Source organism: Pseudomonas sp. MEJ108 (assembly GCF_030208985.1).
Classification (GTDB): domain Bacteria; phylum Pseudomonadota; class Gammaproteobacteria; order Pseudomonadales; family Pseudomonadaceae; genus Aquipseudomonas; species Aquipseudomonas fragariae.
On record NZ_JARVSW010000001.1, the window covers coordinates 132,353 to 158,741 of the forward strand.

The 26,389-nt window shown below is 58.0% G+C and carries 26 protein-coding genes and 1 pseudogene; 18 read left to right on the forward strand and 9 right to left on the reverse strand.

Annotation, left to right across the window (positions count from 1 at the left end):
- The first annotated feature begins 71 nt into the window (after positions 1-71).
- The 6 genes from QRN50_RS00570 to hisF all read left to right on the forward strand — a co-directional run bounded on the left by QRN50_RS00570 (position 72) and on the right by hisF (position 4,495).
- Positions 72-1,271 carry an amino acid aminotransferase gene (locus tag QRN50_RS00570; RefSeq protein WP_096127194.1) on the forward strand — a complete coding sequence of 400 codons (1,200 nt, stop codon included), beginning with the start codon at positions 72-74 and terminating at the stop codon, positions 1,269-1,271.
- 93 nt (positions 1,272-1,364) lie between these two features.
- Complete coding sequence (hisB, locus tag QRN50_RS00575) at positions 1,365-1,958, forward strand: imidazoleglycerol-phosphate dehydratase HisB (protein ID WP_002551454.1); 594 nt, start codon at positions 1,365-1,367, stop codon at positions 1,956-1,958.
- Positions 1,958-2,596, forward strand: a complete 639-nt coding sequence (hisH, locus tag QRN50_RS00580) for an imidazole glycerol phosphate synthase subunit HisH (RefSeq protein WP_003318304.1) — start codon at positions 1,958-1,960, stop codon at positions 2,594-2,596. The genes hisB and hisH overlap by 1 nt, the downstream gene beginning before the upstream one ends.
- A 4-nt stretch (positions 2,597-2,600) precedes the next feature.
- A complete protein-coding gene (locus tag QRN50_RS00585; protein WP_004407310.1) occupies positions 2,601-2,861 on the forward strand; it encodes a DUF2164 domain-containing protein in 261 nt (86 codons plus the stop codon).
- Positions 2,862-2,967: 106 nt separating this feature from the next.
- Positions 2,968-3,705 (forward strand): 1-(5-phosphoribosyl)-5-[(5-phosphoribosylamino)methylideneamino]imidazole-4-carboxamide isomerase, encoded by a 738-nt coding sequence (gene hisA, locus QRN50_RS00590; RefSeq protein ID WP_003372206.1) that lies wholly within the window; start codon positions 2,968-2,970, stop codon positions 3,703-3,705.
- A 19-nt stretch (positions 3,706-3,724) separates the two neighbouring features.
- Entirely contained in the window at positions 3,725-4,495 is a 771-nt protein-coding gene (gene hisF, locus QRN50_RS00595; protein ID WP_002551458.1) for an imidazole glycerol phosphate synthase subunit HisF, read from the forward strand.
- Between the two features lie 56 nt (positions 4,496-4,551).
- On the opposite strand, the gene QRN50_RS00600 is transcribed toward hisF, so the two are convergent.
- A complete protein-coding gene (locus QRN50_RS00600) occupies positions 4,552-6,087 on the reverse strand; it encodes a trypsin-like serine peptidase (RefSeq protein ID WP_096127195.1) in 1,536 nt (511 codons plus the stop codon).
- Positions 6,088-6,303: 216 nt separating this feature from the next.
- Here QRN50_RS00600 and QRN50_RS00605 point away from each other — a divergent pair, with 216 nt between their 5' ends.
- On the forward strand, positions 6,304-7,059 hold the full coding sequence (locus QRN50_RS00605) for a substrate-binding periplasmic protein (RefSeq protein ID WP_024642263.1): 756 nt from the start codon (positions 6,304-6,306) through the stop codon (positions 7,057-7,059).
- Between the two features lie 4 nt (positions 7,060-7,063).
- Here the strand turns inward: QRN50_RS00605 and QRN50_RS00610 are convergent, their stop codons facing one another.
- From QRN50_RS00610 to gpmI, 6 genes are all read right to left on the reverse strand, one after another.
- On the reverse strand, positions 7,064-8,566 hold the full coding sequence (locus QRN50_RS00610; RefSeq protein ID WP_096127197.1) for a trypsin-like serine peptidase: 1,503 nt from the start codon (positions 8,564-8,566) through the stop codon (positions 7,064-7,066).
- 197 nt (positions 8,567-8,763) lie between these two features.
- Positions 8,764-10,587, reverse strand: coding sequence for a M60 family metallopeptidase (locus QRN50_RS00615; protein ID WP_004407318.1), 1,824 nt, complete (start codon positions 10,585-10,587; stop codon positions 8,764-8,766).
- 252 nt (positions 10,588-10,839) lie between these two features.
- Complete coding sequence (locus tag QRN50_RS00620) at positions 10,840-11,622, reverse strand: divergent polysaccharide deacetylase family protein (protein WP_004407320.1); 783 nt, start codon at positions 11,620-11,622, stop codon at positions 10,840-10,842.
- A gap of 3 nt (positions 11,623-11,625) precedes the next feature.
- On the reverse strand, positions 11,626-12,963 hold the full coding sequence (locus QRN50_RS00625) for a S41 family peptidase (protein ID WP_010433148.1): 1,338 nt from the start codon (positions 12,961-12,963) through the stop codon (positions 11,626-11,628).
- A 33-nt stretch (positions 12,964-12,996) separates the two neighbouring features.
- Positions 12,997-14,322 carry a murein hydrolase activator EnvC family protein gene (locus QRN50_RS00630; RefSeq protein WP_011269286.1) on the reverse strand — a complete coding sequence of 442 codons (1,326 nt, stop codon included), beginning with the start codon at positions 14,320-14,322 and terminating at the stop codon, positions 12,997-12,999.
- A gap of 152 nt (positions 14,323-14,474) precedes the next feature.
- Positions 14,475-16,007 (reverse strand): 2,3-bisphosphoglycerate-independent phosphoglycerate mutase, encoded by a 1,533-nt coding sequence (gene gpmI / locus QRN50_RS00635; protein WP_143520213.1) that lies wholly within the window; start codon positions 16,005-16,007, stop codon positions 14,475-14,477.
- 156 nt (positions 16,008-16,163) lie between these two features.
- On the opposite strand from gpmI, the gene QRN50_RS00640 reads away from it, so the two are divergent.
- The 3 genes from QRN50_RS00640 to secB are packed head-to-tail and all read left to right on the forward strand — an operon-like array spanning position 16,164 to position 17,360.
- Positions 16,164-16,577 carry a rhodanese-like domain-containing protein gene (locus QRN50_RS00640; RefSeq protein ID WP_011269284.1) on the forward strand — a complete coding sequence of 138 codons (414 nt, stop codon included), beginning with the start codon at positions 16,164-16,166 and terminating at the stop codon, positions 16,575-16,577.
- 2 nt (positions 16,578-16,579) lie between these two features.
- Positions 16,580-16,831 carry a glutaredoxin 3 gene (grxC, locus tag QRN50_RS00645; RefSeq protein WP_011269283.1) on the forward strand — a complete coding sequence of 84 codons (252 nt, stop codon included), beginning with the start codon at positions 16,580-16,582 and terminating at the stop codon, positions 16,829-16,831.
- 40 nt (positions 16,832-16,871) lie between these two features.
- Complete coding sequence (secB, locus tag QRN50_RS00650) at positions 16,872-17,360, forward strand: protein-export chaperone SecB (protein ID WP_003372189.1); 489 nt, start codon at positions 16,872-16,874, stop codon at positions 17,358-17,360.
- A gap of 61 nt (positions 17,361-17,421) precedes the next feature.
- On the opposite strand, the gene QRN50_RS00655 is transcribed toward secB, so the two are convergent.
- Positions 17,422-17,877, reverse strand: a complete 456-nt coding sequence (locus QRN50_RS00655) for a tRNA (cytidine(34)-2'-O)-methyltransferase (protein ID WP_004407330.1) — start codon at positions 17,875-17,877, stop codon at positions 17,422-17,424.
- On the opposite strand from QRN50_RS00655, the gene QRN50_RS00660 reads away from it, so the two are divergent.
- The 8 genes from QRN50_RS00660 (at position 17,876) to QRN50_RS00695 (ending at position 26,098) form a co-directional block, all read left to right on the forward strand.
- Complete coding sequence (locus tag QRN50_RS00660; protein WP_004407332.1) at positions 17,876-18,316, forward strand: hypothetical protein; 441 nt, start codon at positions 17,876-17,878, stop codon at positions 18,314-18,316. The two genes, QRN50_RS00655 and QRN50_RS00660, sit on opposite strands and share 2 nt — an antisense overlap.
- Before the next feature lie 1,022 nt (positions 18,317-19,338).
- Complete coding sequence (locus QRN50_RS00665) at positions 19,339-20,685, forward strand: OprD family outer membrane porin (protein ID WP_011269280.1); 1,347 nt, start codon at positions 19,339-19,341, stop codon at positions 20,683-20,685.
- 169 nt (positions 20,686-20,854) lie between these two features.
- Positions 20,855-21,493 carry a peroxiredoxin gene (locus tag QRN50_RS00670; RefSeq protein WP_003318285.1) on the forward strand — a complete coding sequence of 213 codons (639 nt, stop codon included), beginning with the start codon at positions 20,855-20,857 and terminating at the stop codon, positions 21,491-21,493.
- A 521-nt stretch (positions 21,494-22,014) separates the two neighbouring features.
- Positions 22,015-22,980, forward strand: a complete 966-nt coding sequence (locus tag QRN50_RS00675; RefSeq protein ID WP_004407337.1) for a sulfonate ABC transporter substrate-binding protein — start codon at positions 22,015-22,017, stop codon at positions 22,978-22,980.
- Positions 22,981-23,008: 28 nt separating this feature from the next.
- Positions 23,009-23,806, forward strand: coding sequence for an aliphatic sulfonate ABC transporter permease SsuC (ssuC, locus tag QRN50_RS00680; protein WP_004407339.1), 798 nt, complete (start codon positions 23,009-23,011; stop codon positions 23,804-23,806).
- Complete coding sequence (ssuB, locus tag QRN50_RS00685; protein ID WP_003427335.1) at positions 23,803-24,615, forward strand: aliphatic sulfonates ABC transporter ATP-binding protein; 813 nt, start codon at positions 23,803-23,805, stop codon at positions 24,613-24,615. The genes ssuC and ssuB overlap by 4 nt, the downstream gene beginning before the upstream one ends.
- Before the next feature lie 26 nt (positions 24,616-24,641).
- A complete protein-coding gene (locus tag QRN50_RS00690) occupies positions 24,642-24,857 on the forward strand; it encodes a TOBE domain-containing protein (RefSeq protein ID WP_002555770.1) in 216 nt (71 codons plus the stop codon).
- 134 nt (positions 24,858-24,991) lie between these two features.
- Positions 24,992-26,098, forward strand: a complete 1,107-nt coding sequence (locus QRN50_RS00695; protein ID WP_080393393.1) for an RHS repeat-associated core domain-containing protein — start codon at positions 24,992-24,994, stop codon at positions 26,096-26,098.
- A gap of 29 nt (positions 26,099-26,127) precedes the next feature.
- Here the strand turns inward: QRN50_RS00695 and QRN50_RS00700 are convergent.
- Positions 26,128-26,338: pseudogene (locus QRN50_RS00700) on the reverse strand (TetR/AcrR family transcriptional regulator); the annotation flags it as partial.
- Positions 26,339-26,389: the final 51 nt, after the last annotated feature.

Consider the following 26,389-nt stretch of genomic DNA (forward strand, 5'->3'; position numbering starts at 1 on the left):
CACTGCCCGTTCCGGTGCATACGCTGCTACATTAGTCAGCCCTGATTTTATTGCCCGAAGGAGTTGTTTGCATGCTAGCCCACGTGGAGTCATACGCCGGTGATCCGATCCTTTCGCTGATGGAGACCTTTGGCAAGGACCCGCGTGCGGACAAGGTCAATCTGAGCATCGGCCTGTATTACGACGCACAGGGCCGCATTCCGCAGTTGGCATGCGTAGCAACGGCACAACAGCAACTGGCCGAAGGCGAACAGGCAGCGTCCGTGTACCTGCCGATGGAAGGCCTGGCGGCGTATCGGCAGGCAGTGCAAACCCTGTTGTTCGGCGCCGATCACCCGCTGGTTCAGGCCGGCCGCGTCGCCACTATTCAAACCGTGGGCGGCTCGGGCGCGCTGAAGATAGGTGCCGATTTCCTCAAATACGCGTTTCCGGACTCGCAGGTCTGGGTCAGTGACCCGACCTGGGAAAACCATAACGCGCTGTTCGGCGGGGCGGGCTTCAAGGTCAATGCGTACCCGTACTTCGATGCCCAGACGGGTGGCGTGAGGTTCGAGGCCATGCTCGACACGGTGCAGGGGCTGCCGGCGCAGAGCATCCTCCTGCTGCACCCGTGCTGCCATAACCCGACCGGTGCCGATCTGACAGTGGCGCAATGGGACCGCCTGATCGAAGTGATCAAGGATCGTCAGCTCATCGCCTTCCTGGATATCGCCTATCAGGGCTTCGGCAAAGGCATCGACGAAGACGTCTATGCCATCCGGGCGATGGCCAACGCAGGTATCACCACGCTGGTCAGTAACTCGTTCTCGAAAATCTTCTCGCTGTATGGCGAGCGGGTAGGCGGGCTGTCGGTGGTCTGTGAGGACACGACGTCGTCGGCCAATGTGTTCGGCCAGCTCAAGGCAACCGTGCGCCGCAACTACTCCAGCCCGCCTGCACATGGCGCGTTTCTGGTCTCGAAAGTGCTCAACACGCCGCACTTGCGCGAGCAGTGGCTGGGTGAAGTCGAGGCCATGCGCCTGCGTATCATCGATATGCGCACGCGGCTGGTCGAGGTGCTGGCGCAGAAGGTCTCCGGCCACGATTTCAGCTTTATCCTCAGGCAGAACGGGATGTTCAGCTACACCGGTCTGACCCCGCAGCAGGTCGACGAACTGAAAGATGTTCACGGCATTTACATGCTGCGCAGTGGCCGGGTGTGCATGGCAGGTTTGAATGAAGGGAATATCGATAAGGTATGTAACGCAATCGCGAGCCTCTTCGCCCGTTAAATACCCTGCTGGTCGTCTGTTTGCTTCATGGCGGGCGCTTCTGGGCCTATAATGCTCGCCTTTTTTTCGCCCAATGATTTTGCGGAGCTGGTGATGGCCGAACGTAAGGCGTACGTCGAGCGCAATACTCTGGAAACCCAGATCAAAGCCTCGATCAACCTGGATGGTACCGGAAAGGCCCGATTCGATATCGGCGTGCCTTTTCTTGAGCACATGCTCGACCAGATCGCCCGGCACGGGCTGATCGATCTGGACATCGAATGCAAGGGAGACTTGGCAATCGACGATCACCACACGGTGGAAGACGTCGGTATCACCGTGGGCCAGGCGTTCAGCCAGGCGATCGGCGACAAGAAGGGCATTCGTCGTTACGGCCACGCCTACGTGCCGCTCGACGAAGCGCTGTCGCGCGTGGTCATCGATTTCTCCGGGCGTCCGGGCCTGCAGATGCATGTGCCGTATACCCGCGCCACTGTAGGCGGCTTCGATGTGGACCTGTTTCAGGAGTTCTTTCAGGGCTTCGTCAACCACGCGAACGTGACGCTGCACATCGACAACCTGCGCGGCACCAACACTCACCACCAGATCGAGACCGTGTTCAAGGCGTTCGGTCGTGCGCTGCGCATGGCGGTCGAGCTGGATGAGCGTATGGCCGGGCAGATGCCATCCACCAAGGGTGTGCTCTGATGCAGACAGTTGCGGTCATCGATTACGGCATGGGCAACCTGCACTCTGTCGCCAAGGCGCTGGAGCATGTGGGCGCAGGCCGTGTGCTGATTACCAGTGACGCCAAGGTGATTCGCGAAGCCGATCGCATCGTCTTTCCGGGTGTGGGCGCGATTCGCGACTGCATGGCCGAGATTCGCCGTCTGGGCTTTGATTCGCTGGTTCAGGAAGTGAGCCAGGACCGTCCGTTTCTGGGTATCTGCGTCGGCATGCAGGCGTTGCTCGACAGCAGCGAAGAGAACGGCGGCGTGGACTGCATCGGCATGTTTCCCGGCCAGGTAAAGTTCTTCGGCAAGGACCTGCATGAAGAGGGCGAGCACCTGAAAGTGCCGCACATGGGCTGGAACCAGGTCGCTCAGGCGGTGGATCACCCGCTGTGGCATGACATTCCGGATCAGGCGCGTTTCTACTTCGTGCACAGTTTCTATATCGATGCCGCCAATCAGCGTCAGGTGGTCGGGCGTGGCCACTACGGCCTCGACTTCGCCGCTGCGCTGGCCGACGGTTCGCGCTTCGCCGTGCAATTCCACCCTGAAAAGAGCCATACCCACGGCCTGCAGTTGCTGCAGAACTTCGCCGCCTGGGATGGTCGCTGGTAAGCGCATGAGCAAAGCCAAGGGTAAACCGCCGATCCTGACCCTCTCGCCCGAGCACGAGCAACAGGCGATCGACAAGCTCAAGCGCCTGTTCGCAGAGCGCTTCGAGCTGGAACTGGGCTCGTTCGAAGTGGCTGAAGTCCTCGAGCTGTTCACTCGCGAGATTGCTCCGCATTACTACAATCGCGCCATTTTCGATGTTCAGCAGCAGCTCAAGGAGCGCTTCGAGAGCATCGAAAGTGACGTGTGGGCACTCGAAAAGAATTAGATAAAGCAGCTTCAAGCGTTGAGCTTCAAGCCGCAAGAATCAGTGAGTACGCATACTTGCAGCTAACCGCTTGCAGCTTGCCGCTCTTTCAGACCAAGGAATAAGCATGCTGATTATCCCCGCTATCGATCTCAAGGACGGCGCTTGCGTGCGTCTGCGTCAGGGCCGGATGGAAGATTCCACGGTGTTCTCCGATGACCCGGTGGCCATGGCCGCCAAATGGGTCGAAGGTGGTTGCCGCCGTCTGCATCTGGTCGATTTGAACGGTGCGTTCGAAGGTCAGCCGGTCAACGGTGATGTGGTCACGGCCATCGCCCGACGCTACCCGAACCTGCCGATCCAGATCGGCGGCGGCATCCGTTCGCTGGAAACCATCGAGCATTACGTCAAGGCGGGTGTGAGCTACGTCATCATCGGCACCAAGGCCGTCAAGGAGCCCGAGTTCGTGGCCGAAGCCTGCCGTGCGTTCCCCGGCAAGGTGATTGTCGGTCTGGATGCCAAGGACGGTTTCGTCGCCACCGACGGCTGGGCTGAAGTCAGTTCGGTGCAGGTCATCGACCTGGCCAAGCGTTTCGAAGCCGATGGCGTGTCGGCCATTGTCTACACCGACATCGCCAAAGACGGCATGATGCAGGGCTGCAACATTCCGTTCACCGCGGCATTGGCGGCTGCCACGCGGATCCCGGTGATCGCTTCGGGTGGCATCCATAACCTGGGCGACATTCAGGCGCTGCTGAATGCGAAGGCTCCGGGCATCATCGGTGCAATCACCGGCCGTGCGATTTACGAAGGCACGCTGGATGTGGCCGAAGCTCAGGCGCTCTGCGACCGCGAACAACGCTGAACAGCTGGAGATTGACCCTGTGGCCCTAGCCAAACGCATCATCCCTTGCCTGGACGTCGACAACGGTCGAGTGGTCAAGGGCGTCAAGTTCGAGAACATCCGCGACGCAGGCGATCCGGTGGAAATCGCTCGTCGTTACGATGAGCAGGGTGCCGACGAAATCACCTTCCTCGACATCACCGCCAGCGTCGATGGCCGTGACACCACGCTGCATACCGTCGAGCGCATGGCCAGTCAGGTGTTCATCCCGCTGACCGTCGGCGGCGGCGTGCGTACCGTGCAGGACATCCGCAACCTGCTCAATGCCGGTGCCGACAAGGTCTCGATCAACACGGCCGCGGTGTTCAACCCCGAGTTCGTCGGTGAAGCCGCCGCGCGTTTCGGGTCGCAGTGCATCGTGGTCGCTATCGACGCCAAGAAGGTCTCCGGTCCGGGCGAAACCCCGCGCTGGGAAATCTTCACCCACGGCGGGCGCAAACCCACCGGGCTGGACGCGGTGCTCTGGGCGAAAAAGATGGAAGACCTGGGCGCTGGCGAGATCCTGCTGACCAGCATGGACCAGGACGGCATGAAGAACGGCTTCGATCTGGGCGTCACGCGCGCTATCAGTGATGCACTGGGTATTCCGGTGATTGCTTCGGGTGGCGTCGGCAACCTCGAGCACCTGGCTGCCGGTGTCATCGAGGGTCACGCCAGCGCTGTGCTGGCGGCGAGTATTTTCCACTTTGGCGAATACACGGTTCCCGAGGCCAAGGCCTACATGGCCAGCCGCGGGATTGTCGTGCGCTGAGTCGCCATAGCGGTCAGACGAGCGCACCTTTTTCATCGTCGGTGCGCTCGTTTATTTCAGCCTTCCGAAGCCTGTTTTTCTGACGCCTGTTCCTGTAGCAGGTCCGTGCGCGGTGCGGACGGATGACCCGCTTCGTCCCTGGCCATCGTGCAGAGCTTGATCGGAAGCAGTTTCGGGCTGATGCTGAAGTTGTAATAAACCGATTTGTAGCCTGATAAATCGGCGCAATCCGTGAGTTCGGGGGCGCCGAATTTGTAGGCGTGATTGGCGTGTGTCGGCAAGCCAGAAATGAAGTTTATCTGGTGCTTGCCGTTATCCAGCCGTTCGATGTTTACATGGGGAGCAGGCGTTTGATCTGCCTCGACCAGTTCGACGGTATGGATGAACGCATTTTCCCTGACACCCGGTGCTGCCCCCTGATTACCATTGTGGCCCGCAATGCACAGCGAATAAATGCCGGGCTCTGTGCCGATAACAGCATTGATATGCGCGGTACGGGCATCTCTGGAGCTTTTATAACCGTCCGGTTCGCGACACTCAGCGGGATTACGCGTGGCCTTGAACTTGAACATCGAGGTATTGACGGTGAACGCCATGTTCCAGCGCGGGGCAATCACGTCCCCGTTCTTATCGCGTTCGAGCCGGATGTAGTGCTTGCGATAGTCCGGATTTGCCAGCGTCAGTTGCGCCGCGGATTGTAGCGTGCACGCGGGGCGGTTAATGTCGAAAACCCCGTCGGCAAAGCAGGCAGACAGCGAGTCTATCGGGCTTGCATAGTTGGTATCGACACGCCACGAAGCCTGTCCGTCATTGACCTCGCACGGCGAGTCGGTGAAGCAACGGCTTTGCTCCGCAGCACCTCGGGTGGTGGTGCCCATGATGCCGATGATCCTGTTTGTATAGCGGTCTACGAGGGGGCTCCCCGAGCTTCCCGGTAACACGTCTTCGCATCGATTGCTCAGGTTGGCATTCCAGGCGTAAGGGTGTTCGACGATGTTTACCACCGATTCCAGTTTGCAGGCGGACAAACGCAGCGTATAGCCGGTGGCTGTCAGAGGGGCGCTGACAGACAGCACGTCCATGCCGACGGTAGGCGCCTGTTGCGCCAGTGCCAGCGGTTTAATGCCGTCCTTGAACAAGCGGGACAACGTTGTGTCCAGTTCCAGCAGAGCGAGGTCTGTACCGCGCAGGCTGCTCCATTTGATTCTCTTCAGCGCATAGCTCTTGCGATTTCTGGACATGCCCTTGAAATAATTGAATTCGACATGCCCCTCTATTTCCAGATCAACACCCGACTGGCCTGGCTGGGTGTAAGTGCAATGGCCACTGCTCAATACGTAGGCGGGTACATCAGGGCTGTCGACCTGAGGGTTGCCACGAGAATCGATGAGCACCGCAGTGCACATGCGGTTTCCCCGACTTTCCATACGGCCTATGCCATTCCAGTGATCAAACCTGCCATCCTCGTTCTCCAGCAGCAAAGAGGGTGTGAAGGATGCCATTCCCTGGCCGTAGTCGATGTGTTGCGCAGACGCGACGTTCGTCATCGAGACCGCAAGTACAGCCAGAAAAACCCGTCTTTGAATATCCATCATCATTCCTTGATAAGTGGTGTCAGGTGCCTGTCATTCAATGAAATTCTGCTGTGCCGCGTGAGGTAAATAGTTATTGAGCCTGAGGGGCTTCACGACGGTGCGGATAGCGCTCATACCGAAGTTGTCCATAAGCGACATCGCGAAGTACCGGGCTAGACAGTGCGCCGGGTTCACGGCACTCTGCATGCGTCGTTCACGATCGAGTGCCGGAACATGTTCAAACGCCTACTGCTTGCACTGATCGGGATCGGTGTCTTGTCGAGTGAAGGTGTCCGGGCCAGCGAGTCGACGCCTTATTCCATGGTGTTGCTGACCGAGAACTTCCCGCCGTTCAACATGGCGGTCGACGGCAAGAATTTCGCTCAGGAAAACAACATCGACGGTATCGCCGCCGAGGTGGTGCGCGAGATGTTCAAGCGCGCCAATATCGGCTACAGCATGACGCTGCGTTTTCCGTGGGACCGGGTCTACAAACTGGCCCTGGAAAAGCCCGGTTACGGCGTGTTTTCCACGACCCGCCTGCCCGAACGTGAAAGCCTCTTCAAATGGGTAGGCCCGGTAGGCTCCTACGACTGGGTCATGCTGGCGCGCGGTGACAGCCCGATCACCTTGACGTCGCTGGAGCAGGCCAGGGATTACCGCATCGGTGCCTACAAGGGCGATGCGATTGGCGAGCGTCTTAAAACCATGGGCTTGAACCCGATTCTGATGTTGCGTGACCGCGACAACGTGAAAAAGCTCGCCAACGGCCAGATCGACCTGTGGGCAGTAGGCGATCCAGTGGGCCGCTATCTGGCAAAACTGGAAGGCGTCACGGGCCTCAAGACGGCGCTGCGCTTCAACAGCGCCGAACTCTACCTGGCAGTCAACAAGAGCACGCCTGACGAGGTCGTCAGACGCTTGCAAAAGGCCCTCGATCAGATGCGCGCCGAAGGCTGGGTCGATGCCGTCAAGGCGCGCTATCAGTAATCGCTCAGCCTGCTGCGGGCGACGGGATGATGTCTTCGCGCAAGGCGGATGGCTGACCGTTGATATCGTGGGCGTAGGTGCAGATCTTCAACGGCAACGACTTCGCGCGTAATGTCAGATCGCGAAATTGTGGCTTGAAGCCTTCAGGGGCAGAGCAGTCGGTGGTTTCCGGCTTGCCCATTTTGACCGTGTAGTAGTCGATCAGCCGGTGCTCGTGCGACCAGACGACCGATGTCGCGCCAGATCGATTTGTGCCGATCTCCATTTGCGGTGCCGGCGTGGGGCCTGCCGGTTGCAGCTCTATGCCAAGCGTCAGTGCGTTGCGCATCAGACCGATGCTGGAGCGTTGTTCGGCCGAAGACACACCTACCATGCACAGCCAGTTGATGCCGATCTGTTTGTCCACAGGGTCATCGATGGTCGCGTCCTGCGAGCTGATGGTATGGCTGTAACCCACCGGGTCTTCGCACTGCATGGCCGAATCGACCTTCTTGTAGCGATACAACGGCGTGTTGACCATGAAGCGCAAGTCCCAGGATGGATAGACATTCCTGCCCTCGGCATCCAGTTGTACTCTGGCATGCTGCGCGGGCTGCCGGCCCAGCGTTTCAAAATCGACCGAGAAGGCTGGAAACAGATCGCAGGTCGCCGGGTCCGTACTCAGCGTGCCGCTGACAAAGCACTTCTTCAGCAGCGTGACCGGGTTGCCATAGTTACTGTCGGCGACCATCGGCGGAAAACCGGGTATTTCGTCACTGAGGTCTTCGCTCGGGTTATCCGACGAGGCCTGATTGGTGAGGTTCATCACCGCATAGAGCTCGCCGCTGTCGCGGGTCAGCAGCGGACTGCCGGACGCGCCCGTACCGACATCCCGGCACTGATTACGGACGGTATGACGCCAGACCCAAGGCGGCTCCATGATCACCTCCGACGTATGGCGAACACAGGCCGCCATGCGCAGATGCCCGGTCTCCTTGCCGAGCGGTGCGCCCACCCACAAGATAGCGCGACCCTGTTCGGGCATTTCCGCGGCGAGCTTGATGGGCTGAATGCCGTCGTTGACGAGTGTTTCAAGCGTGGGCTGCAGCTCGACAATCGCCAGGTCCACACCCTGCATGCTGCTCCAGCTGACCCGCTTCAATGGATAGCTGCGGGCGGTGCTGTCGGTGAAAAAATTGAACTGCACGCTGCCTTCGATTTCACCATCGGTGATGATCACGCCATTCTGGCGATTGATACAGTGGCCGCTGGTGAGTACGTAGGCGGGCGCGTCAGACGGGCTGTCGACGCTTCGGCTATCGATCAGCGTCGCCGTGCAGTTTGACCCTGACCTGCTGTTGATACGGCCGATGCCGTTCCAGTGGTCGCGTGAGCCGTCGGCGTTGAGCAGGGCTATCGAAGGTGCGAGAGCCATCAGCCCTTCGCCCAGGTCTGCAGGTGTGGCGTGGATGGAAAAAGGCAGCAGTGCGGCAATGCAGCACGCCCCCGTCATCATGGTCGGTTTCATCATCAATCCCTGATAAATGTGTCTGGGCCCCCATCATGGGAACACCTTCCTTTAAGCCGGAATTGACACGTTTATCAAGGCTGAGACGGTGGTGGACACGGAAAGCAGATTTGGCTTACGTCTGGTCTTGAACCTGCCGACGCAATCCGGGCGTATTCATGTACTTACCTCTGCCAAGCCGAGCTGATCCATGACAGTCAAACCTGATTCAAGTAAGGCCTGATGGCAGCCAGCCGCTGTGACGGGTAAGGAAATCCAAGGGCGTTCACGGCAATCCATACGTCGGTATCCGTGAGTTTGAGTAAGCCCCAATCGGCAAAAAACTCGGTCAGGTTACGTTTGGCGGCGATAGACGCAGTCAGTACGAAGTATTTAAGACCCAGGGCCTCGCCTGGATGTTCTCTGATGTAACGATGCCAGTCTGGCAGGAAGTCCTCGCCTAATCCCTTGCGAAGCTGTTCAAACATTGCCAAAGGGTCGGATTCAGGCGCCCCGTAGATTTTTTCAGTGCGTGGTAACGCCAGCCAATTCACGGTGCCATTCCACCGCTCTGGAAGTACATAGGTGTATTCGTTGATGTAGTGTCGTCCTACAGCAAGGGCATAAAGATTGACGGTGATTTCGCCAAACAGGCCGTATGAGTTGTAAGAGGTTTGATAATGGTGTCCGTACTCGTGCAGCGTGACCCATCGCTCAGCGGCCAGCCCTCCGAGTAGAGCCTCATTGAACTCACCGATCGCTTCTCTGTAGGGCAAGGCAATGCAACCTGTGGTCGCATGGGGAATTTTGCTGGCGGAGCCTTCCACCGCATAGATCAACAAGCGAGACCTTGTGTGAATGGGTGCAGAACCGTCGAACCCGCTGACTTCTGCCTCCAGCCGCATGACTTCTTCGTGAGAATGCACTATGGCACTGGGTTCGACATCAGAAAACTTGAGCGCCGTGCTTCGAAATGCTGCCACTACTATGTGCGTACCCACTAGCTCGACCTCAGGCGCCTTGGTGAGTAAAAGCATTTTTCGCCACTGGGTCGCTGTAATCCCATTGACATAGTAGGGCATCGGAATGGCGCCACTTCCGAAGATAACCCTTGCTACGCCCGGCCTGGAGCCGATCAGGTTACGGATGTGAATGGCACCTCCCAAGGGGTCTCGAATAATGTTTATTCCTCGGGTCAGAGGCCGCGCTCGCATGTTCTCGGACTGCTCTGACGGATCGTCGCGGTCAGCCAGGCCTTGTGTACCGACCAGCAAGGTCAGATTATCGACGTTGCCCCATACCCGTACCTCGAACTCTTGTCCTGCGAGCGCAAAGTAGCCGGTTGGCTGATAGTCCGCCTTGCGTATTCTCCAGGACATTGCCGCCTGCTCGGCAGCAGCGTCCTGCATTGGTTGAATAAGCACGGAGCGCGGGTGAGGGAACTCGAGCGTTGAATCCAGTGCATAAGAGCAAATATTTTTATCATGGCTGCATATTCGAACACGCAGGGTATCGGCGGTGTGCAGATAAGCAGACGGTACGGCCGGGTTGGAAAAGACCCCGCCGCTGACGATACCGATGCCTTTCCATTCCGAATCGGAAAACGCTTCCACCAGCCCCGACTGCATAGTGGTAGAGCCGCTGACTGACAGGCTGCCGTCGTTGTTCTTGTGCGATGACAGGCGGGTCAGTATCGGACGGACTCGAAACGTGGTGTCAGAGTCTGGAAAGCCGGCGACACGCAGGCGAATGTGGTCAGGGTCTAAGAGATAACTTGCAGGCACATCCGGATTGAGTATGCCCATGGCAACCGAGCCGATGGAGGCCCAGGTGCCATCGGCTCTAAGCGCCTCTACCGTCGCCCCGTTTGCGCCGTAGACCATGACGATGACCTCGACGCGATCATCTGAAACTGCCGTTATGTCGACTGCGACAATTGAAACGGCTTGAGTTGCCTGCGGTTCGGAATCCTCTATGGAGGTGCCGCAGATGAAGCCCTGCAGCGCCCTTGCGCCAGCGACGGCTGAAGTGAAATCGTTCATGGAATGGTTACCCGTTGTTGCCCGGGCGCTTCATGCCCGAGAGAGAAATAGTGGGCAGGTACGGGGTGGGCGGTGAGGGCCACTATGCTCGTGCCTGTGATCTTCTCGTACAACAGCGGGAGTGGTGGATAGCGTCAGACGAGATCTGCTATCGGATGTCCATACTGCCCAAACCGAGTAAGCGCAGTGTGGGCCTGTCCTTGCTTGGAAGGTACTGACAGAACTGACAGGGCGGTGCAGTGGTTTGCTGCGTCAGCGATAAATCCCGTTCTTGCCATGCGCCGCACTCGCCTGATTGCCGCGTTCGCCGATCATGCTGCGCAGGTCGATCCATTCGACGCCTTGTGCCTTGAGGTTGGGCAGTTCGCGTTCCAGTACGTCCAGCGTGACAGGGTAGGGGTGTCCGATCACCACGGCAGAACCATATTTGCGGGCGATTTTTATCGCGGTCTGCAATTGGCGGGTGATGGCTTCTGCGGTGCGTTCGTCGTCCAGGAATACGTCACGCGAGACGCTGGCCAGACCGATGCGCTGCGCTTCGGCGGCCGCCACGGTTTTCGCGCTGGTGCGGCTGTCGACGAAAAACAGGTGACGACGCTGTAGCTCGGCCATCAGCCAGGTCATGGCGACCGGCTCGGCGGTCATCCGGCTGCCCATGTGGTTGTTGATGCCGGCTGCGTACGGCACTTTCAGCAGGGCAGCATTGAGACGGCTTTCCAGCTCAGGCAGTGGCAGCTCGGGGTGCCAGGCGTAAGGACCGGTCGCGGGGTCCATGGGCATGTGCAGCATGACCGTTTTGCCTGCGCGATGAGCCTGGCGGGCAAACTCGGTGGCATGCGGGGTGTCGGGCATGATTGCCAGGGTGACCGGGCCGGGAAGCGCCAGTGTGCGGCTGTCGCGCTGCGGATTCTGGCCCAGGTCATCGATGATCAGGCTCAGGTAGGCCTTGGACGGTTTGCCGCTGTTCTCGGCTGGCGCTGCATGGGCAGCGCCAGTGATCGAGAGGGTCAGCAATAACAAAGTTAGAAAGCGCATCCGTCAGTTGCCGCGGGTGATACTCAGCCCCTTGAGCAGGCTGAGCGCCTGGCTGAGCTGGAAGTCGTCATCCTGCGGACGCGCCTTGGCGGCTGCGCCACTCTTGACGGTCGGTTTGTCTGCGCCGCCGTTGCCATTGCCCAGGTGACCCAGCAGGTCGGCTTCCTTGTAGTTCTCGCCGTCCGCTTCGTTGGTGACCTTGGCCCGACGTACCACGATGTCCGGGTTGATGCCCTGGGCCTGGATCGAGCGGCCGTTCGGCGTGTAGTACAACGCGGTGGTGATCTTCAGGGCGCGATCGTTGTTCAGCGGCAGGACGGTCTGCACCGAGCCTTTGCCGAAGGTGTCAGTGCCCATCAGGATGCCGCGTTTCTGGTCTTGCAGGGCACCGGCAACGATTTCCGATGCCGAGGCGCTGCCGCCGTTGATCAGCACCACCAGTGGCACGCCTTCGCTGGCGTCTGCCGGGTCTGCCGAGAAGCGCAGTTCGGAGTTAGCAATGCGGCCTTTGGTGTAGACGATCAGGCCTTTGGTGAGGAAGTGATCCGCCACCTGCACGGCCGATTGCAGCACGCCGCCCGGGTTGTTGCGCAGGTCGAGAATCAGGCCGCTCATCTTCTTGCCGTTGTCCTTGCGGAATTTGGCCAGCGCCTTGCCGACTTCGTCACCGGTCTTGACCTGGAACTGGGTGATGCGGATATAGCCGTAGCCATTTTCCAGCATCTGCGCCTTGACGCTCTTGACCTGAATGGTTGCCCGCGCCAGGGTCACGTCAAACGGCGTGCCGCCATCGCGGACCAGCGTCAGGGTGATCTTTTCGCCGATCTTGCCGCGCATCTTGTCGACCGCTTCCTGCATGTTCTGGCCCTGGGTCGGCGTACCGTTGATCTTCACGATCAGGTCGCCTGCCTCGATGCCAGCCTTGGAAGCCGGTGTGTCGTCGATGGGCGAAACCACCTTGACGAAACCGTCCTCGACGCCGACTTCGATGCCCAGCCCACCGAACTCGCCGCTGGTGCTTTCCTGCAGCTCCTGGAAATCTTCCGGGCCGAGGTAGGCAGAGTGCGGATCAAGGTTGCTGAGCATGCCTTTGATGGCGTTCTCCAGCAGAGTCTTGTCGTCGACCGGCTCCACGTAGGCCGCCTTGACCCGGTCCATGACCTCGGCAAAGGTGCGCAACTCGTCGAGCGGCAGCGGCGGCTTTGCGGCGGCGTTGGTTTTGGCGGGCGAGACTGCTGCAGGCGTGGCTGGCGCGGTCTTTTCGGCAGCTTGCGCCAGAGGCGCGCCGATAACGATGGCAATTGCCAGGGCCAGCGAGGTGAGGCGGGACAAATGCAGCATGTCTAACGAACTCCTACAGATATTGACGCCGACTTATCCTTGAGTGCGGCACCATTGGGCCGGATCGCTGGGGCGACCCTGCTGACGAATAGCAAAGTACAACGCTGCCGTGTCCTGACCGCCACTATTGCCGACCGTGGAAATCGCTTCACCGGCTTTTACAATGTCGCCTGCCGACTTGAGCAGGCTCTGGTTGTGCCCGTAAAGGGTCAGATAACCGTTGCCATGGTCGAGAATGACCAGAAGCCCGGCACCGCGCAACCAGTCGGCGAACACCACTCGTCCGCCATGCACGGCACGTACCTGGCTTCCGGCTGCGGCGCTGATCATGACGCCGTCCCATTTGGTCCGTTCGTCATCACCGCGGGCTTCACCGAAACGCGCAAGCAGTCGACCATCGATAGGCCATGGAAGTTTTCCCTTGGCCTCTGCAAACGGTCCGCCGTAGGAAACACCGGCACTGGAAACGACTGCGCCGGGGGCTTTGACCGGGCGACGCGGTGCCGGTTCATCATCGCTTTTTCTACTGCTGTTGTTGCTGTTGTTGCGGGCGACGGCTTCAGCTTCGCGCTGACGCTTCTCTTCCGCCTCGCGGGCTGCGACCAGCGCCTTCTGGCGAGCTTCTTCGGCTTCACGTGCCTGGCGGGCCAGGGTTTCTTCGATGGTCTTGAGGACTTTGGCCAGGTCGGCCTGATCCTGCTGCCGCGCCTGCATTTTCTGATCGCGGGCCTTGTAGTCCTGATTCAGCTTGGCCAGTGCCTGCTGACGTTCCTGACGAACCTTGGCCAGTTCTTCGCTCTGGCTGTCCAGGTTGCTTTTCTGCACCAGCAGCTGGGCCTGTTGCAGGTCGATGTCTTTTTCGACATTGGCCAGCTGGCGCAGGGTTTCGTTGAAATTGCGTAGCTGCTCCAGGCGCGCCTGGCTCAGGTAATCGTAATAGGTGAGGGTTCGCGCGAACTTCTCGGGATGTTGCTGGTTGAGCAGCAGCTTGAGGTATTCCTGACGGCCACTCTGGTAGGCGGCGCGGGCCTGGATGGCGATCAGGCGTTGCTGTTCAACGCGGGCGCTGTTGAGTTTCTTTTTTTCACTGTCGAGCTTTTGCAGCTCGGTTTCCGTCTTTTTTAGTTCCTTTTGCAGGACCTCGACCTGCTTTTCCAACTTGCCCATTTCGGTTTCAGTGGTGCGCAGGTCCTTCTGGACGCCTGCACGTTCTTCCTGAAGCTTGCCCAGGACTTTTTGCAGCTCCGCCACATCCTGACGCGCAGCATCTATCTGTTTTTGGGTTTGCACACGCTCGTCTTCGGCAAACGCCGGATTGAGCAGGCAGATCAGAGCAAGGGCAATCAAGGCGCGAAGCATGTGGGTGGGCGATACCGAGGAATTGTGAGAAAAAATGTCAGGCCTAGTATGCCCGCCATGCGCTGCAAAAAAAACGCCTCGCAGCCACTGCTTTGAGGCCTGAAACATAAAAAACCGGCCTTGCCTGATGGCTAAAGGCCGGTTTTTCCGGATTACTCGGCCACGAGGATCGAGTGACCAGTCATCTCTTGCGGTTTCTCCATGCCCAGCAGGTGCAGCATGGTCGGCGCGACATCGGCCAGAACGCCGCCTTGGCGAACTTTCAGCTGACGTTTGCCGACATAAACGAACGGCACCGGCTCGGAGGTATGCGCAGTGTGCGCCTGTCCGGTGGAGTCGTCGGTCATCTGCTCGACGTTGCCGTGGTCCGCGGTAATCAGCGCCTCACCACCGACTTTCTCCAGCGCCTCGGCGATGCGCCCGACACACACGTCCAGGCATTCCACAGCCTTGATCGCGGCTTCCATGATCCCGCTGTGGCCAACCATGTCGCCGTTGGCGTAGTTGACGACGATCACGTCATAACGCTGATGTTCGATGGCATCGACAATTTTGTCGGTCACTTCCGGTGCGCTCATCTCCGGCTGCAGGTCGTAAGTGGCGACTTTCGGCGACGGGATCAGAATGCGCTCTTCACCCGGGAACGGTTCTTCTCGGCCGCCGGAGAAGAAGAAGGTGACGTGGGCGTATTTTTCGGTTTCAGCGATGCGCAGCTGGGTCTTGCCGCTGTCCGCCAGGTACTCGCCCAGCACGTTTTTCAGGCTGCCCGCAGCAAAAGCGGACGGTGCAGGAATGCTCGCCGCGTACTGGGTCAGCATCACGTAGTTGACCTTCGGCTGACGGGCGCGCTCGAAGTCCTTGAAATCGTCTTCGACGAACACACGAGTCAGTTCACGAGCGCGGTCGGCACGGAAGTTCATGAACACCACCGCGTCGCCATCTTCAACGCGGGCGGCTTCGCCGATGCGGGTGGCCTTGACGAACTCGTCGTTCTCGTCGCGTGCGTAGGCGGCTTCGAGCCCGGCAACGGCGCTGTCGGCGTGGAAATCGGCGGTGCTGTCGACGATCAGGTTATAGGCAGAGGAAACCCGGTCCCAGCGGTTGTCACGGTCCATGGCGAAGTAGCGGCCGACGATCGTGGCGGTGCGGCCCTTGCCCAGGCGGGCGAAGGTTGCGTCCATCAGCTCGAGGGATTTCTTCGCGCTGCGCGGTGGCGTGTCGCGACCGTCGAGGAAGGCGTGCAGGTAGATTTTTTCTGCACCGCGTTTGACCGCCAGTTCTGCCATCGCAACCAGATGGTTCTGGTGGCTGTGCACGCCGCCATCGGACAGCAGGCCCATGATGTGCACGGCCTTGCCAGCGCTGACGGCTTTATCCACAGCGGCGCAGATGGTCGGGTTTTCGAAGAACTCGCCATCGCGAATCGCTTTGGTCACCCGGGTGAAGTCCTGATACACCACGCGGCCGGCACCCAGGTTCATGTGCCCGACCTCGGAATTGCCCATCTGCCCGTCCGGCAGACCGACGTCCATGCCCGACCCGGAAATCAGGCCATTGGGCATGGTTTGGTAGAGACGATCCATGACCGGCATCTTCGCGGCCAGAATGGCATTGCCCTTGTGGCTTTCGCTGTGTCCGAAGCCATCCAGGATGATAAGAACCAGAGGTTTTGGCGTGGCAGTCATAGAACCCACTCGATGCTGATTGGATAAAGAGATGAATAAAGTACAAGGGAACGGCATTTTAAGGACAAGTTCAAACGGCGTCACTGCCGTACGGACTTTGGCCGACCTTGGCTGCTGTGTATACTGGCCGACATTTTAACGCCCTGGAACCTACTGATGGTTGCTCACCTGCTTGAATTCGCCACTAACCACTATTTGATCACCGGTGCCTTCGTCATTCTGCTGGGACTGCTGATTGCTTACGAAATGAGCAAGGGCGGCGCCAGCCTGAGCACTCGCGAGCTGACCGCGCTGGTCAACAGCGATCAGGGCGTGGTCATCGACGTGCGCTCGAAAAAGGATTACACCGCAGGGCACATCGTCGGCTCCCTGAATTTCCCGCAGGACAAGGTACTGACCCGTACCGCCGAACTGGAGAAATACAAGGACAAGACGTTGATCATAGTCGATGCAATGGGGCAGCATGCTGGCAGCACCGCCCGCGAGCTGCTCAAGTCCGGCTTCAAGGCGGCCAAGCTGTCCGGCGGTATTTCCAGCTGGCGCGGCGATAACCTTCCTCTGGTGAAGTGAACATGGCTCAAGTCATCGTCTATTCCAGCGACTACTGCCCGTATTGCATACGTGCCAAACAGCTTCTGCAGAGCAAAAGCGTGGCCTTCGAGGAAATCCGGGTCGACGGCAAGCCGCAGCTGCGTGCCGAAATGACCCAGAAGGCCGGTCGTACTTCCGTACCGCAAATCTGGATCGGTTCGACCCACGTGGGCGGCTGCGATGACCTGTTTGCTCTGGAGCGTGCCGGCAAGCTCGATGCGCTGCTGGCCTGATACCCCTTAATCTTTCAGCCTAATCTGACAAGGATCCGAGATGACCGATCAACCGAACAACGACGCCGTTGCCAACGAAGAAAACGGCCCACAATTCTCCCTGCAGCGTATCTACGTTCGCGACCTGTCGTTCGAAGCGCCAAAAAGCCCGGCGATCTTCCGCCAGGAGTGGACGCCGACCGTCAGCCTGGACCTCAATACCCGTCAGAAGCAGCTGGAAGGCGATTTCTACGAAGTCGTGCTGACCCTGTCCGTGACAGTCAACAATGGCGACGAAGTTGCCTTCATCGTTGAAGTGCAACAGGCCGGTATCTTCCTGATCAAGGGCCTGGACGACGGCGCAATGAGCCACACCCTCGGCGCATTCTGCCCGAACATCCTGTTCCCTTACGCTCGCGAAGCCATCGACAACCTGGTCGTACGTGGCTCGTTCCCTGCGCTGATGCTGGCTCCGGTGAACTTCGACGCCCTGTACGCGCAAGAACTGCAACGCATGCAGGAAGCTGGCGAAACGCCGACTGTTCAGTAAGCGTTACCGCTGCAAACAAAAAGCGCCTTTCGGGGCGCTTTTTTGTGCATGGCCGCTCGGTCTAGGCAAATCCATGCTGACGCCATGCTTCATAGACAGCCACGGCCACCGTGTTGGACAGATTAAGGCTGCGGCAGCCTTCGCGCATGGGCAGTCGCAGGCGATGCTCGCTGCTCAGCGAGTCGAGAATATCGGCGGGCAGGCCACGGCTCTCCGGACCGAACAGAAAGGCATCGCCTGGCTCGAAGCTCGCATCATGAAAAGGCCGAGAGCCTTTGGTGGTGAAGGCGAACACCCTCGGGTTGCCGATCTTCTCCAGACAGCTTGCCAGGTCAGCATGTGTCTGCAGCGTGGCATACTCGTGATAATCGAGCCCGGCACGGCGCAGGCGCTTGTCGTCCAGCTCGAAACCCAAGGGTTCGATCAAATGCAGGGTGCAGCCACTGTTGGCGCATAGCCTGATGACATTGCCGGTATTCGGCGGAATTTCTGGTTGAAAAAGGATGACGTGAAACATGCACGGCTCCGAACGAAAGGACGGGATGCATTCTACCCTTGAAGAGGACCCGAGACCGAAGCTATGGCCGCGTGTTCTTGGCTCCATGGCGATTGTCGGGTTTACCGTGGGCACGATTATCGGCCGCCTGCAGCAGCCTGACCCGGTCGAACTGGAGCAGATCGAAGAATTGCCTGCCGGTCTGGCGCTCTGGTTCAACGAAGAACCGAAGTATCGCGGCGCGACAGTCGATGGTGCAGTGGTCCTCAACGTCGATGCCTCAGGACAGCCGTGGACGGGCCAACTGAGGTTCGACAACAGGATTGCGCGCTGGAAGGTAGAACGGGGAGAGAAGGGGTTGGTGCTGACGCTCCTGGCAGCCCGTCCACTTCATGGCGACTGGCGCACTGAGAAGGTGGACGGGCGCTGGAGACTGGAGGTCAGTCTCCGGGAGGAATAAAAGAGGGGAATCCCCGGCCTGCCTGTACCAAGGTCCCCAAAACTGGTGATGTAATACCTATTGCAGGGGGCGTGCCAGTTTTCAAATCGTTTCAGAAAAAACGTGTTCGCGTGAGAAGCGGATCCTCCCTGCGTGAGGCCATGCCTTATTCCTGCAACACATAACTCTTTGAATTATAAATATTTATACATGTTTCTCGTGTGCCGGAAGTGATTTGGCTATAGAGCGGAGTCGTAGTGCCGCGTCGTTCCTCCTTGATAACGCAGTACACGTTCCAGCCTTCCGGTTTTCCAGAAGCGCACTCAATTTGCGCACCACTAGCGTGCAGAAACCCATACTGATGCACTCGTCCATCCGAACTCGATGATGGATCTTCGCCCCTCACGTGCACAAATGAGCCGTTTGCGCATTGGCCAATCGGCTGGCTGCCATGGCGCCCGACACCAGAATTGCCTTTTTGTTCACATGGACTACAGTGAGGGACGGCTCTGAAGGCCGAAAAATGCTTGAAAATGGCCCAAAAAAGCAAAGTGAAAAAAATTTTTTGTGCTTGAACACGGTGCGCCGTCAAAGTGATGACAACTGTCACATTAACTGACTAATCTCCCCGAAGTTCCCGTAATACAAGGCTTTCGCCAGTTTTGCATCAGCACTCTGCTGGCGGGGATCGAGGCCGGTGAAGGTGCATTTTTCCGGTCGGGGGCACGAAAACGATAGATCTGACGAACGGTACCAAAATAAGTTTTGGGAAATGGGTAGTCAGGTCGATACACTCCGTGACGTCTTTGCTGACACGAGTTGTGACAAATGACTGGATGTTCTCAAGATTCCAGCAACGGTTTCTTCAGCGCATAAAAGCATTGCACCGACGTGTTGCCATCGACCAAAGCGGTCTAGTCAAAAGTCAGGGCGAACAGAATCCATTGATCTCGGATCGGGACTGTCGCCTATCGCTAATCCGTGGGTCAGGGCCAAGCCCGGCACCATGGATATAAAAAATTAGATTCACGAGGAGCGTAGTAATGAAGAAGTCCACCCTGGCTTTGGCCGTCACCGTTGGTGTATTGGCTCAGCAGGCCAGCGCAGCTGGTTTCCTGGAAGACAGTAAAGCGTCCGTCAGTTCTCGTACTCTGTATTTCAATAACGACCTGCGTGAAGGGTTTCGTGCTTCCGACCAGCGAGAAACCTCTACCGGTCTGAAATTCGACTACCTCTCTGGCTTTACTCAGGGCACTGTCGGTTTTGGTCTTGATGCGCAAGCTGTAATGGGTCTGCATTTGGGTGGCGGTATTGAGCACCATAATGCCAACACAGCTAATACCGTTGTTCCGACTGATACTGATGGTTCTTCGGTCAGCGACTGGTCCCGTGTTGGTGCCAACGCCAAGATGCGCTTCTCTAAAACTGAATTGAAGGTTGGTAATGCGCTGGCGCCGAACCTGCCGATTCTGGTCAGCAACGATGGTCGTCTGTTGCCTCAGGCCTTTGAAGGCGGCATCCTGACCTCCAAGGATCTGGATAACGTTACCTTCACCGCAGGTCAACTGAACAAGTCCATTGGCCGTGCTTCGAGCAACTGGACTGACCTGTCCGTTGCTGGTGCTACCCAGACCGCCGACCAGTTCCGTTTCGCCGGTGCCGACTGGAAAGTTACCAAAGACCTGACCCTGCAGTACTACTACGCGAACCTTGAAGACTTCTACAAGCAACACTTCCTGGGCCTGGTTCACGTCTACCAGATCGACAACGACCAGTCTTTCAAGACTGACCTGCGTTATTTCAACAGCAGCGCTGACGGCAAAAACAGCGAAGCTGCAGCGGGCTATCGTTTTAACAACAACGGTGGTTACGCCTCACATACCGGCGAAGTCGACAACCAGACCTGGTCTGCCATGTTCACTTACGCCTTGGGCGGTCACTCGTTTATGGTTGGTCACCAGCAAGTGGGTGACAGCGGCGGCATGGTCTATCTTGGCCAAGGCAACGTAGTTGACGGTCGCGGCCGACCTGAAGGTAACGGCGGTTCGAGCTTCTACCTGTTCACTGATTCGATGATCAACGGGTTCAACCGGGCTGGTGAAAACACCACCTTCGGTCAGTACTCGTATGACTTCGCCAAGGTTGGTGTTCCTGGTCTGAAGGCTGCGATTGCTTACTTGAGCGGTGATGACATCCGTGATGTCAATCGCAATCTGGGTAGTCACTCCGAGTGGGAGCGTGATATGCGCGTTGACTACGTAATTCAGAGTGGTCCGCTCAAAGGCTTCGGTACAACTGTGCGCCACGGCAGTTTCCGTGGTGACTCCGCTACTACTGCTGATACCGATCAAACCCGCATCCTCTTCAACTACACCTATAGCTTCATGTAAGTGTATTGAGGCTTAAAGGAACCCCGCCCTGTGCGGGGTTTCTTTTGCCTGTTTTTTGATATTCCTGGCAGGTCTATTGGGTGCATTATTTATTCTTTTTAACTTCTCTCGGCAGGGCGCACAGTGGTGCTATACCAAGGCCTACCCGATACAGACAAGGAGCAACACCATGACACTGCGACTTGGCGACATCGCCCCTGATTTCGAACAGGAATCCAGTGAGGGGCGTATACGTTTTCATGAATGGCTCGGCGACAGCTGGGGTGTGTTGTTTTCTCATCCTGCTGACTTCACGCCGGTGTGCACCACAGAACTGGGCTTCACTGCCAAATTGAAAGACGAGTTCGCCAAGCGCGGCGTGAAAGCCATTGCGCTGTCGGTGGATCCGGTCGATTCGCACATCAAGTGGATCGACGACATCAACACCACGCAAAACACCCTGGTCAACTTCCCGATTCTGGCCGACGCCGACCGCAAGGTTTCCGACCTGTACGACCTGATTCACCCTAATGCCAACGACACACTGACTGTGCGCTCGCTGTTCGTGATCGATCCGAACAAGAAGGTGCGTCTGACCATTACCTATCCGGCCAGCACCGGGCGTAACTTCCACGAGATTCTGCGCGTTATCGACTCCCTGCAATTGACCGACAACTACAAGGTCGCCACGCCCGCCAACTGGGTGGACGGTGATGACGTAGTGATCGTGCCGTCGATCAAGGACGAAGCCGAGATCAAGCAGCGCTTTCCCAAGGGCTATAAGGCAGTCACCCCTTATCTGCGCCTGACACCACAGCCAAACCGCTGATTTTCGATCTACCAAGCGTGGGGTTATTCGGGCCGATTTATCGGCCCTTTTTTATTGCGCCCTCATAGCCGCCTGCTACGTCGCTCAATCAAGCGCGGACGCGGAGCGTCCAGAACGGCATACCCACGCGGAGCATGGGTACGATAGTTACAGGGTTATCGTTCCTCACGCTCCAGCGTGGGAATGCCTGTCGTGACGCTCTGCGTCACAAATCTTCGTCGCGCTGCAGAATCAGGATCGGACGCAGAGCGTCCAGAACGGCATACCCACGCGGAGCATGGGCACGATAGTTGGGATTATCGTTCCTCACGCTCCCGTGGGAATGCCTGTCGTGACGCTCCGCGTCACAGGTTGCCAACGTACAAGCACGAACACTTTTATATATTCATTTATGGAATAACTAAATGAATAAATAAGATTTATAGATATAAAAAAGGGCTGTTAATGTCGTGCCTATTCCCACCTTGCTCCTTCGTAACCGGTCGAGCAGGGGATCACCCCAAATAGGTAAAGGAGCGCATATGCGCACTGTCATTTTGCGTCGAGGCCTTGTTGCGCTGTTTGCTGCTGCGGTCGCTCTTGGTGCGGTCACTCAGGCCCAGGCGGAAGATCTGCGCATCGGTTACCAGAAGTACGGCACGCTGGTGCTGCTCAAGGCCAAGGGCTCGCTGGAGAAGCGCCTGGCCGAGCAGGGCGTGAAAGTCCAGTGGACCGAGTTCCCTGGTGGTCCTCAGCTGCTTGAAGGCCTGAACGTAGGCTCCATCGATTTCGGCGTCACCGGCGAAACGCCGCCGGTCTTCGCTCAGGCCGCGGGCGCGGACCTGCTGTATGTGGCCTACGAGCCGCCAGCACCGACCAGTGAAGCCATTCTGGTCCCCAAAGACTCGCCGATTACCTCGGTCAAGGACCTGAAGGGCAAGAAAGTCGTCCTCAATAAGGGCTCGAACGTCCATTACCTGCTGGTCAAGGCACTGGAAGATGCCGGCCTGAAATACACCGATATCCAGACCGTCTTCCTGCCTCCGGCCGATGCGCGTGCGGCTTTCGAGCGTGGCAGCGTGGACGCCTGGGTCATTTGGGACCCGTACCAGGCCGCTGCTGAAAAGCAATTGCAGGCGCGCACCTTGAAAGATGGCACCGGCATTGTCGATAACCATCAGTTCTATCTCGCCACCAAGCCATACGCACAGAAAAACCCCAAGGTCATTCAGGCCCTGGTCGAGGAGGTCCGTGCGGTGGGGGAATGGTCCAAGGCCAACCCCGATGAAGTGACCCAACAGGTCGCACCTTTGCTGGGGCTGCCGGCCGACATCACCCTGACTTCGGTGAAGCGTCAGGGCTACGGCGCGCAGTTCCTTACCCCGCCGGTAGTGGCGGCACAGCAGAAAATCGCCGACACCTTCTACCAGCTCAAGCTTATTCCAAAGCCGCTCAGCATTGCTGACGTAGTCTGGACACCTCCTGCTGCTGTTGCTCAAGCACAGTGATCGTCAGACCCTTCGAGGAGACAACTCCATGAGCCTCAGTGCTTCGCAACGCATCGTTCACCGACTGGCGCCCTGGGCACTTCCAGTCCTGTTGCTGGCAGTCTGGCAGCTGTCGGTCAGCGCCGGCTGGTTATCCACACGCATTCTGCCCGCGCCCAGCGCGGTCATCGAAGCCGGCATAAACCTGGTCGCCAGCGGCGAAATCTGGACCCATCTGGCAATCAGCGGCTGGCGCGCCGGGATCGGTTTCGCCATCGGCGGCGGCATCGGTCTGGCGCTGGGCTTCATTACCGGCCTGAGCAAATGGGGTGAGCGTCTGCTGGACAGCTCGGTGCAGATGATCCGCAACGTGCCGCACCTGGCGCTGATCCCGCTGGTCATCCTGTGGTTCGGCATCGACGAGACCGCCAAGATATTCCTCGTTGCGCTGGGCACCCTGTTCCCGATTTACCTGAACACCTACCACGGCATCCGCAACATCGATCCGGCGCTGGTAGAAATGTCCCGCAGCTATGGCCTGTCAGGTTTCAGCCTGTTTCGTCATGTGATCCTGCCGGGGGCCATGCCTTCGATTCTGGTAGGGGTGCGCTTTGCACTGGGCTTCATGTGGCTGACGCTGATCGTCGCGGAAACCATTTCTGCCAGCTCCGGCATCGGCTACCTGGCGATGAATGCACGGGAATTTCTGCAAACCGACGTCGTGGTGCTGGCCATCGTGTTGTACGCCGTACTCGGCAAGCTGGCCGATCTGGCGGCGCGAGGCCTGGAACGTGTCTGCCTGCGCTGGCACCCGGCCTATCAAACGAGCAAAGGCGGTGCCGCATGACCAGTCTGAAACAGCAACCTCCACATTTGCTGCGTGGCATCCCGCTGGCGGTACGCAAACTGAAAAAAGCGTTCGGCGCCCGTGAAGTGCTCAAAGACATCGACCTGCACATTCCGGCCGGTCAGTTCGTCGCCATCGTCGGCCGCAGCGGTTGTGGCAAAAGCACCCTGTTGCGCCTGCTCGCTGGCCTCGACAAACCGACGCAAGGCCAGCTGCTCGCCGGCTCTGCGCCACTGGACGATGCCCGCGAAGATACGCGCTTGATGTTCCAGGAAGCGCGCTTGCTGCCCTGGAAAAAGATCATCGACAACGTTGGCCTCGGCCTGAGCGGCGACTGGCGAGCGCAGGCCCTAGAAGCGCTTGAGGCCGTCGGCCTTGCCGAGCGCGCCAATGAATGGCCTGCCGCATTGTCCGGTGGCCAGAAGCAACGCGTTGCCCTGGCCCGCGCGCTGATTCACAAGCCACGCCTGCTGTTGCTCGACGAGCCGTTGGGTGCGCTGGACGCCCTGACCCGGATCGAAATGCAGCAACTGATCGAAAAACTGTGGGGCCAGTATGGTTTCACGGTGCTGCTGGTGACCCATGACGTCAGCGAGGCTGTGGCCATTGCCGACCGTGTGATCCTGATCGAAGAAGGGCAGATCGGCCTTGATCTGCTGGTCGACCTGCCACGCCCGCGTGTTCGTGGTTCGCATCGCCTCGCGGCGCTGGAGGCCGAAGTACTCAACCGTGTGCTGGCCCTGCCGGGTTCGCCACCTGACCCGGAACCGTTTTCGCCACTGCCTACGCAATTGCGCTGGGCAAATTAACCCTGATCCCCAAAGGAAGACATGCCATGACTATCAAAGCCATCAACGTTCGCAACCAGTTCAAAGGCACCATCAAGGAAATCGTCCACGGCGATGTACTGTCGGAAATCGACGTACAGACCGCATCGGGCGTCGTGACCTCGGTCATCACCACCCGCTCGGTCAAGGAGCTGGAGCTGGTCGTCGGCAGCGAAGTCATCGCCTTCGTGAAGTCGACTGAGGTCTCCATCGCCAAGCTGTAAACGATGGGCAAAAAACACCCCGGACGGTTGTAGCCCTCCGGGGTTTTTTGCTGTTTACCTAGCAGTTATGCGAGGTAGGCGGCGTATCAGTATTGCTGGATGCTGAAGGCTGATTCCCTCCGAAGCATCTGGCCATGACCTCTTCAAATCAAGCAGTGTTATGCCGCTACAGTTATGACCCGCTGGACCGTCTGGCGTCCAGCTCGCCGGCAGGGCAGGCGGATGTGCAGCGCTTCTATCAAAAGAACCGCCTGGCGACCGAAATAGAGGGTGCATCACGACGCACGGTCTTTCAGCATGAAGACCTGTTATTGGCTCAGCAGCGGCGTGTTGAGGGTGCGATCGAAACCACGTTGTTGGCGACGGATCAGCAGCGTTCTGTTTTGCAGCTTGTGGATAAAGCGGGTACTGAGTCTATGGCTTACAGCCCCTACGGTCACCATCCGGCTGAAAGTGGCTTGACCAGTTTGCTGGGGTTTAACGGCGAACGACGCGATCCGGTGACCGGGCATTATCTGTTGGGGAATGGGTATCGGGCTTATAACCCGGTGTTGATGCGGTTCAACAGCCCGGACAGTTTGAGTCCGTTTGATGAGGGCGGGTTGAATGCCTATGGGTATTGTGGAGGGGATCCGGTTGGGGTTGTGGACCCCTCCGGTCATATCACAATCGTTGCTATAAGAGCAATAAGCAAGGTTGGTTTCTTGTCTTTTAGAAAAGCCAGGATAAGATCCAGGCCTATTACGAGTAAAGTAAAACATTTAATTTCTCAGAATGTTCAAACAAGTATTGTAAGTCATACGGGTACAATCCCGGTTTCCTTGTCATCCAGTGCTGGTATTTCAACTAGACCGATGGGCCCCGCCCATGCGGCGCTGGCGCCTTATTCGGCTGTCGGCGTAGAATTAACAGTTGTCCCTAGAGCAGGAATAATTGAGAAGATGTCTGATCCGTCTTATCTCAGCCGAATGAGATCTTGGGTTGATAGAAAAGCCAGTCCGGTAGTTTCTCCAGAATTCAGAGCTGCAAGCAAAAGGCTTGAATTGCATAAGCGCAAGGTTGAAGGGGCCTCAATACTTTATGATTTTTACAAAGAAAAGACCAAGTCTGGGCGGCGAATCAAGATGTATTCTGCGTCAAAGACGAGGTATGAAAAAACTTTAAATGAGTACCGCGATGTGCTGAAAGGCTATAAAGAAGAATACAATATAGCTCATGCATCAGAGATTCGGGATATGTGACCGGACCCGCTTTAAGTAATTTCGCTATCTTAGGCGCAAGACATCCTCACCAAAAACATCGGCAAATACAATCCCAAACAAGTATCAAACACCCGCATCCCTTCCTCAGCCATGCGCGGTGTGACCTCGTCATGTAACTGCACTGACCGCGCATACACCCGATCCCCCCAGCCCATCGCCGCCTACATCATTCGGCAATGCAGGCAGCTTGAGGCGGCGATCAAAGACCTCAAGCCTGATGCTTTCAGGCTCGAAGCCGAGCGTTTACCTAGCATTTATGCGAGGTAGGCG

What these genes read in the sequence shown, in the direction of transcription:
- QRN50_RS00570 (WP_096127194.1), top strand. Translation starts at nt 72, where the DNA reads ATGCTAGCCCACGTGGAGTCATACGCCGGTGATCCGATCCTTTCGCTG.
- hisB (WP_002551454.1), top strand. Translation starts at nt 1,365, where the DNA reads ATGGCCGAACGTAAGGCGTACGTCGAGCGCAATACTCTGGAAACCCAG.
- hisH (WP_003318304.1), top strand. Translation starts at nt 1,958, where the DNA reads ATGCAGACAGTTGCGGTCATCGATTACGGCATGGGCAACCTGCACTCT.
- QRN50_RS00585 (WP_004407310.1), top strand. Translation starts at nt 2,601, where the DNA reads ATGAGCAAAGCCAAGGGTAAACCGCCGATCCTGACCCTCTCGCCCGAG.
- hisA (WP_003372206.1), top strand. Translation starts at nt 2,968, where the DNA reads ATGCTGATTATCCCCGCTATCGATCTCAAGGACGGCGCTTGCGTGCGT.
- QRN50_RS00600 (WP_096127195.1), bottom strand. Translation starts at nt 6,087, where the DNA reads ATGGATATTCAAAGACGGGTTTTTCTGGCTGTACTTGCGGTCTCGATG.
- QRN50_RS00605 (WP_024642263.1), top strand. Translation starts at nt 6,304, where the DNA reads ATGTTCAAACGCCTACTGCTTGCACTGATCGGGATCGGTGTCTTGTCG.
- QRN50_RS00610 (WP_096127197.1), bottom strand. Translation starts at nt 8,566, where the DNA reads ATGAAACCGACCATGATGACGGGGGCGTGCTGCATTGCCGCACTGCTG.
- QRN50_RS00615 (WP_004407318.1), bottom strand. Translation starts at nt 10,587, where the DNA reads ATGAACGATTTCACTTCAGCCGTCGCTGGCGCAAGGGCGCTGCAGGGC.
- QRN50_RS00620 (WP_004407320.1), bottom strand. Translation starts at nt 11,622, where the DNA reads ATGCGCTTTCTAACTTTGTTATTGCTGACCCTCTCGATCACTGGCGCT.
- QRN50_RS00625 (WP_010433148.1), bottom strand. Translation starts at nt 12,963, where the DNA reads ATGCTGCATTTGTCCCGCCTCACCTCGCTGGCCCTGGCAATTGCCATC.
- QRN50_RS00630 (WP_011269286.1), bottom strand. Translation starts at nt 14,322, where the DNA reads ATGCTTCGCGCCTTGATTGCCCTTGCTCTGATCTGCCTGCTCAATCCG.
- gpmI (WP_143520213.1), bottom strand. Translation starts at nt 16,007, where the DNA reads ATGACTGCCACGCCAAAACCTCTGGTTCTTATCATCCTGGATGGCTTC.
- QRN50_RS00640 (WP_011269284.1), top strand. Translation starts at nt 16,164, where the DNA reads ATGGTTGCTCACCTGCTTGAATTCGCCACTAACCACTATTTGATCACC.
- grxC (WP_011269283.1), top strand. Translation starts at nt 16,580, where the DNA reads ATGGCTCAAGTCATCGTCTATTCCAGCGACTACTGCCCGTATTGCATA.
- secB (WP_003372189.1), top strand. Translation starts at nt 16,872, where the DNA reads ATGACCGATCAACCGAACAACGACGCCGTTGCCAACGAAGAAAACGGC.
- QRN50_RS00660 (WP_004407332.1), top strand. Translation starts at nt 17,876, where the DNA reads ATGCACGGCTCCGAACGAAAGGACGGGATGCATTCTACCCTTGAAGAG.
- QRN50_RS00655 (WP_004407330.1), bottom strand. Translation starts at nt 17,877, where the DNA reads ATGTTTCACGTCATCCTTTTTCAACCAGAAATTCCGCCGAATACCGGC.
- QRN50_RS00665 (WP_011269280.1), top strand. Translation starts at nt 19,339, where the DNA reads ATGAAGAAGTCCACCCTGGCTTTGGCCGTCACCGTTGGTGTATTGGCT.
- QRN50_RS00670 (WP_003318285.1), top strand. Translation starts at nt 20,855, where the DNA reads ATGACACTGCGACTTGGCGACATCGCCCCTGATTTCGAACAGGAATCC.
- QRN50_RS00675 (WP_004407337.1), top strand. Translation starts at nt 22,015, where the DNA reads ATGCGCACTGTCATTTTGCGTCGAGGCCTTGTTGCGCTGTTTGCTGCT.
- ssuC (WP_004407339.1), top strand. Translation starts at nt 23,009, where the DNA reads ATGAGCCTCAGTGCTTCGCAACGCATCGTTCACCGACTGGCGCCCTGG.
- ssuB (WP_003427335.1), top strand. Translation starts at nt 23,803, where the DNA reads ATGACCAGTCTGAAACAGCAACCTCCACATTTGCTGCGTGGCATCCCG.
- QRN50_RS00690 (WP_002555770.1), top strand. Translation starts at nt 24,642, where the DNA reads ATGACTATCAAAGCCATCAACGTTCGCAACCAGTTCAAAGGCACCATC.
- QRN50_RS00695 (WP_080393393.1), top strand. Translation starts at nt 24,992, where the DNA reads ATGACCTCTTCAAATCAAGCAGTGTTATGCCGCTACAGTTATGACCCG.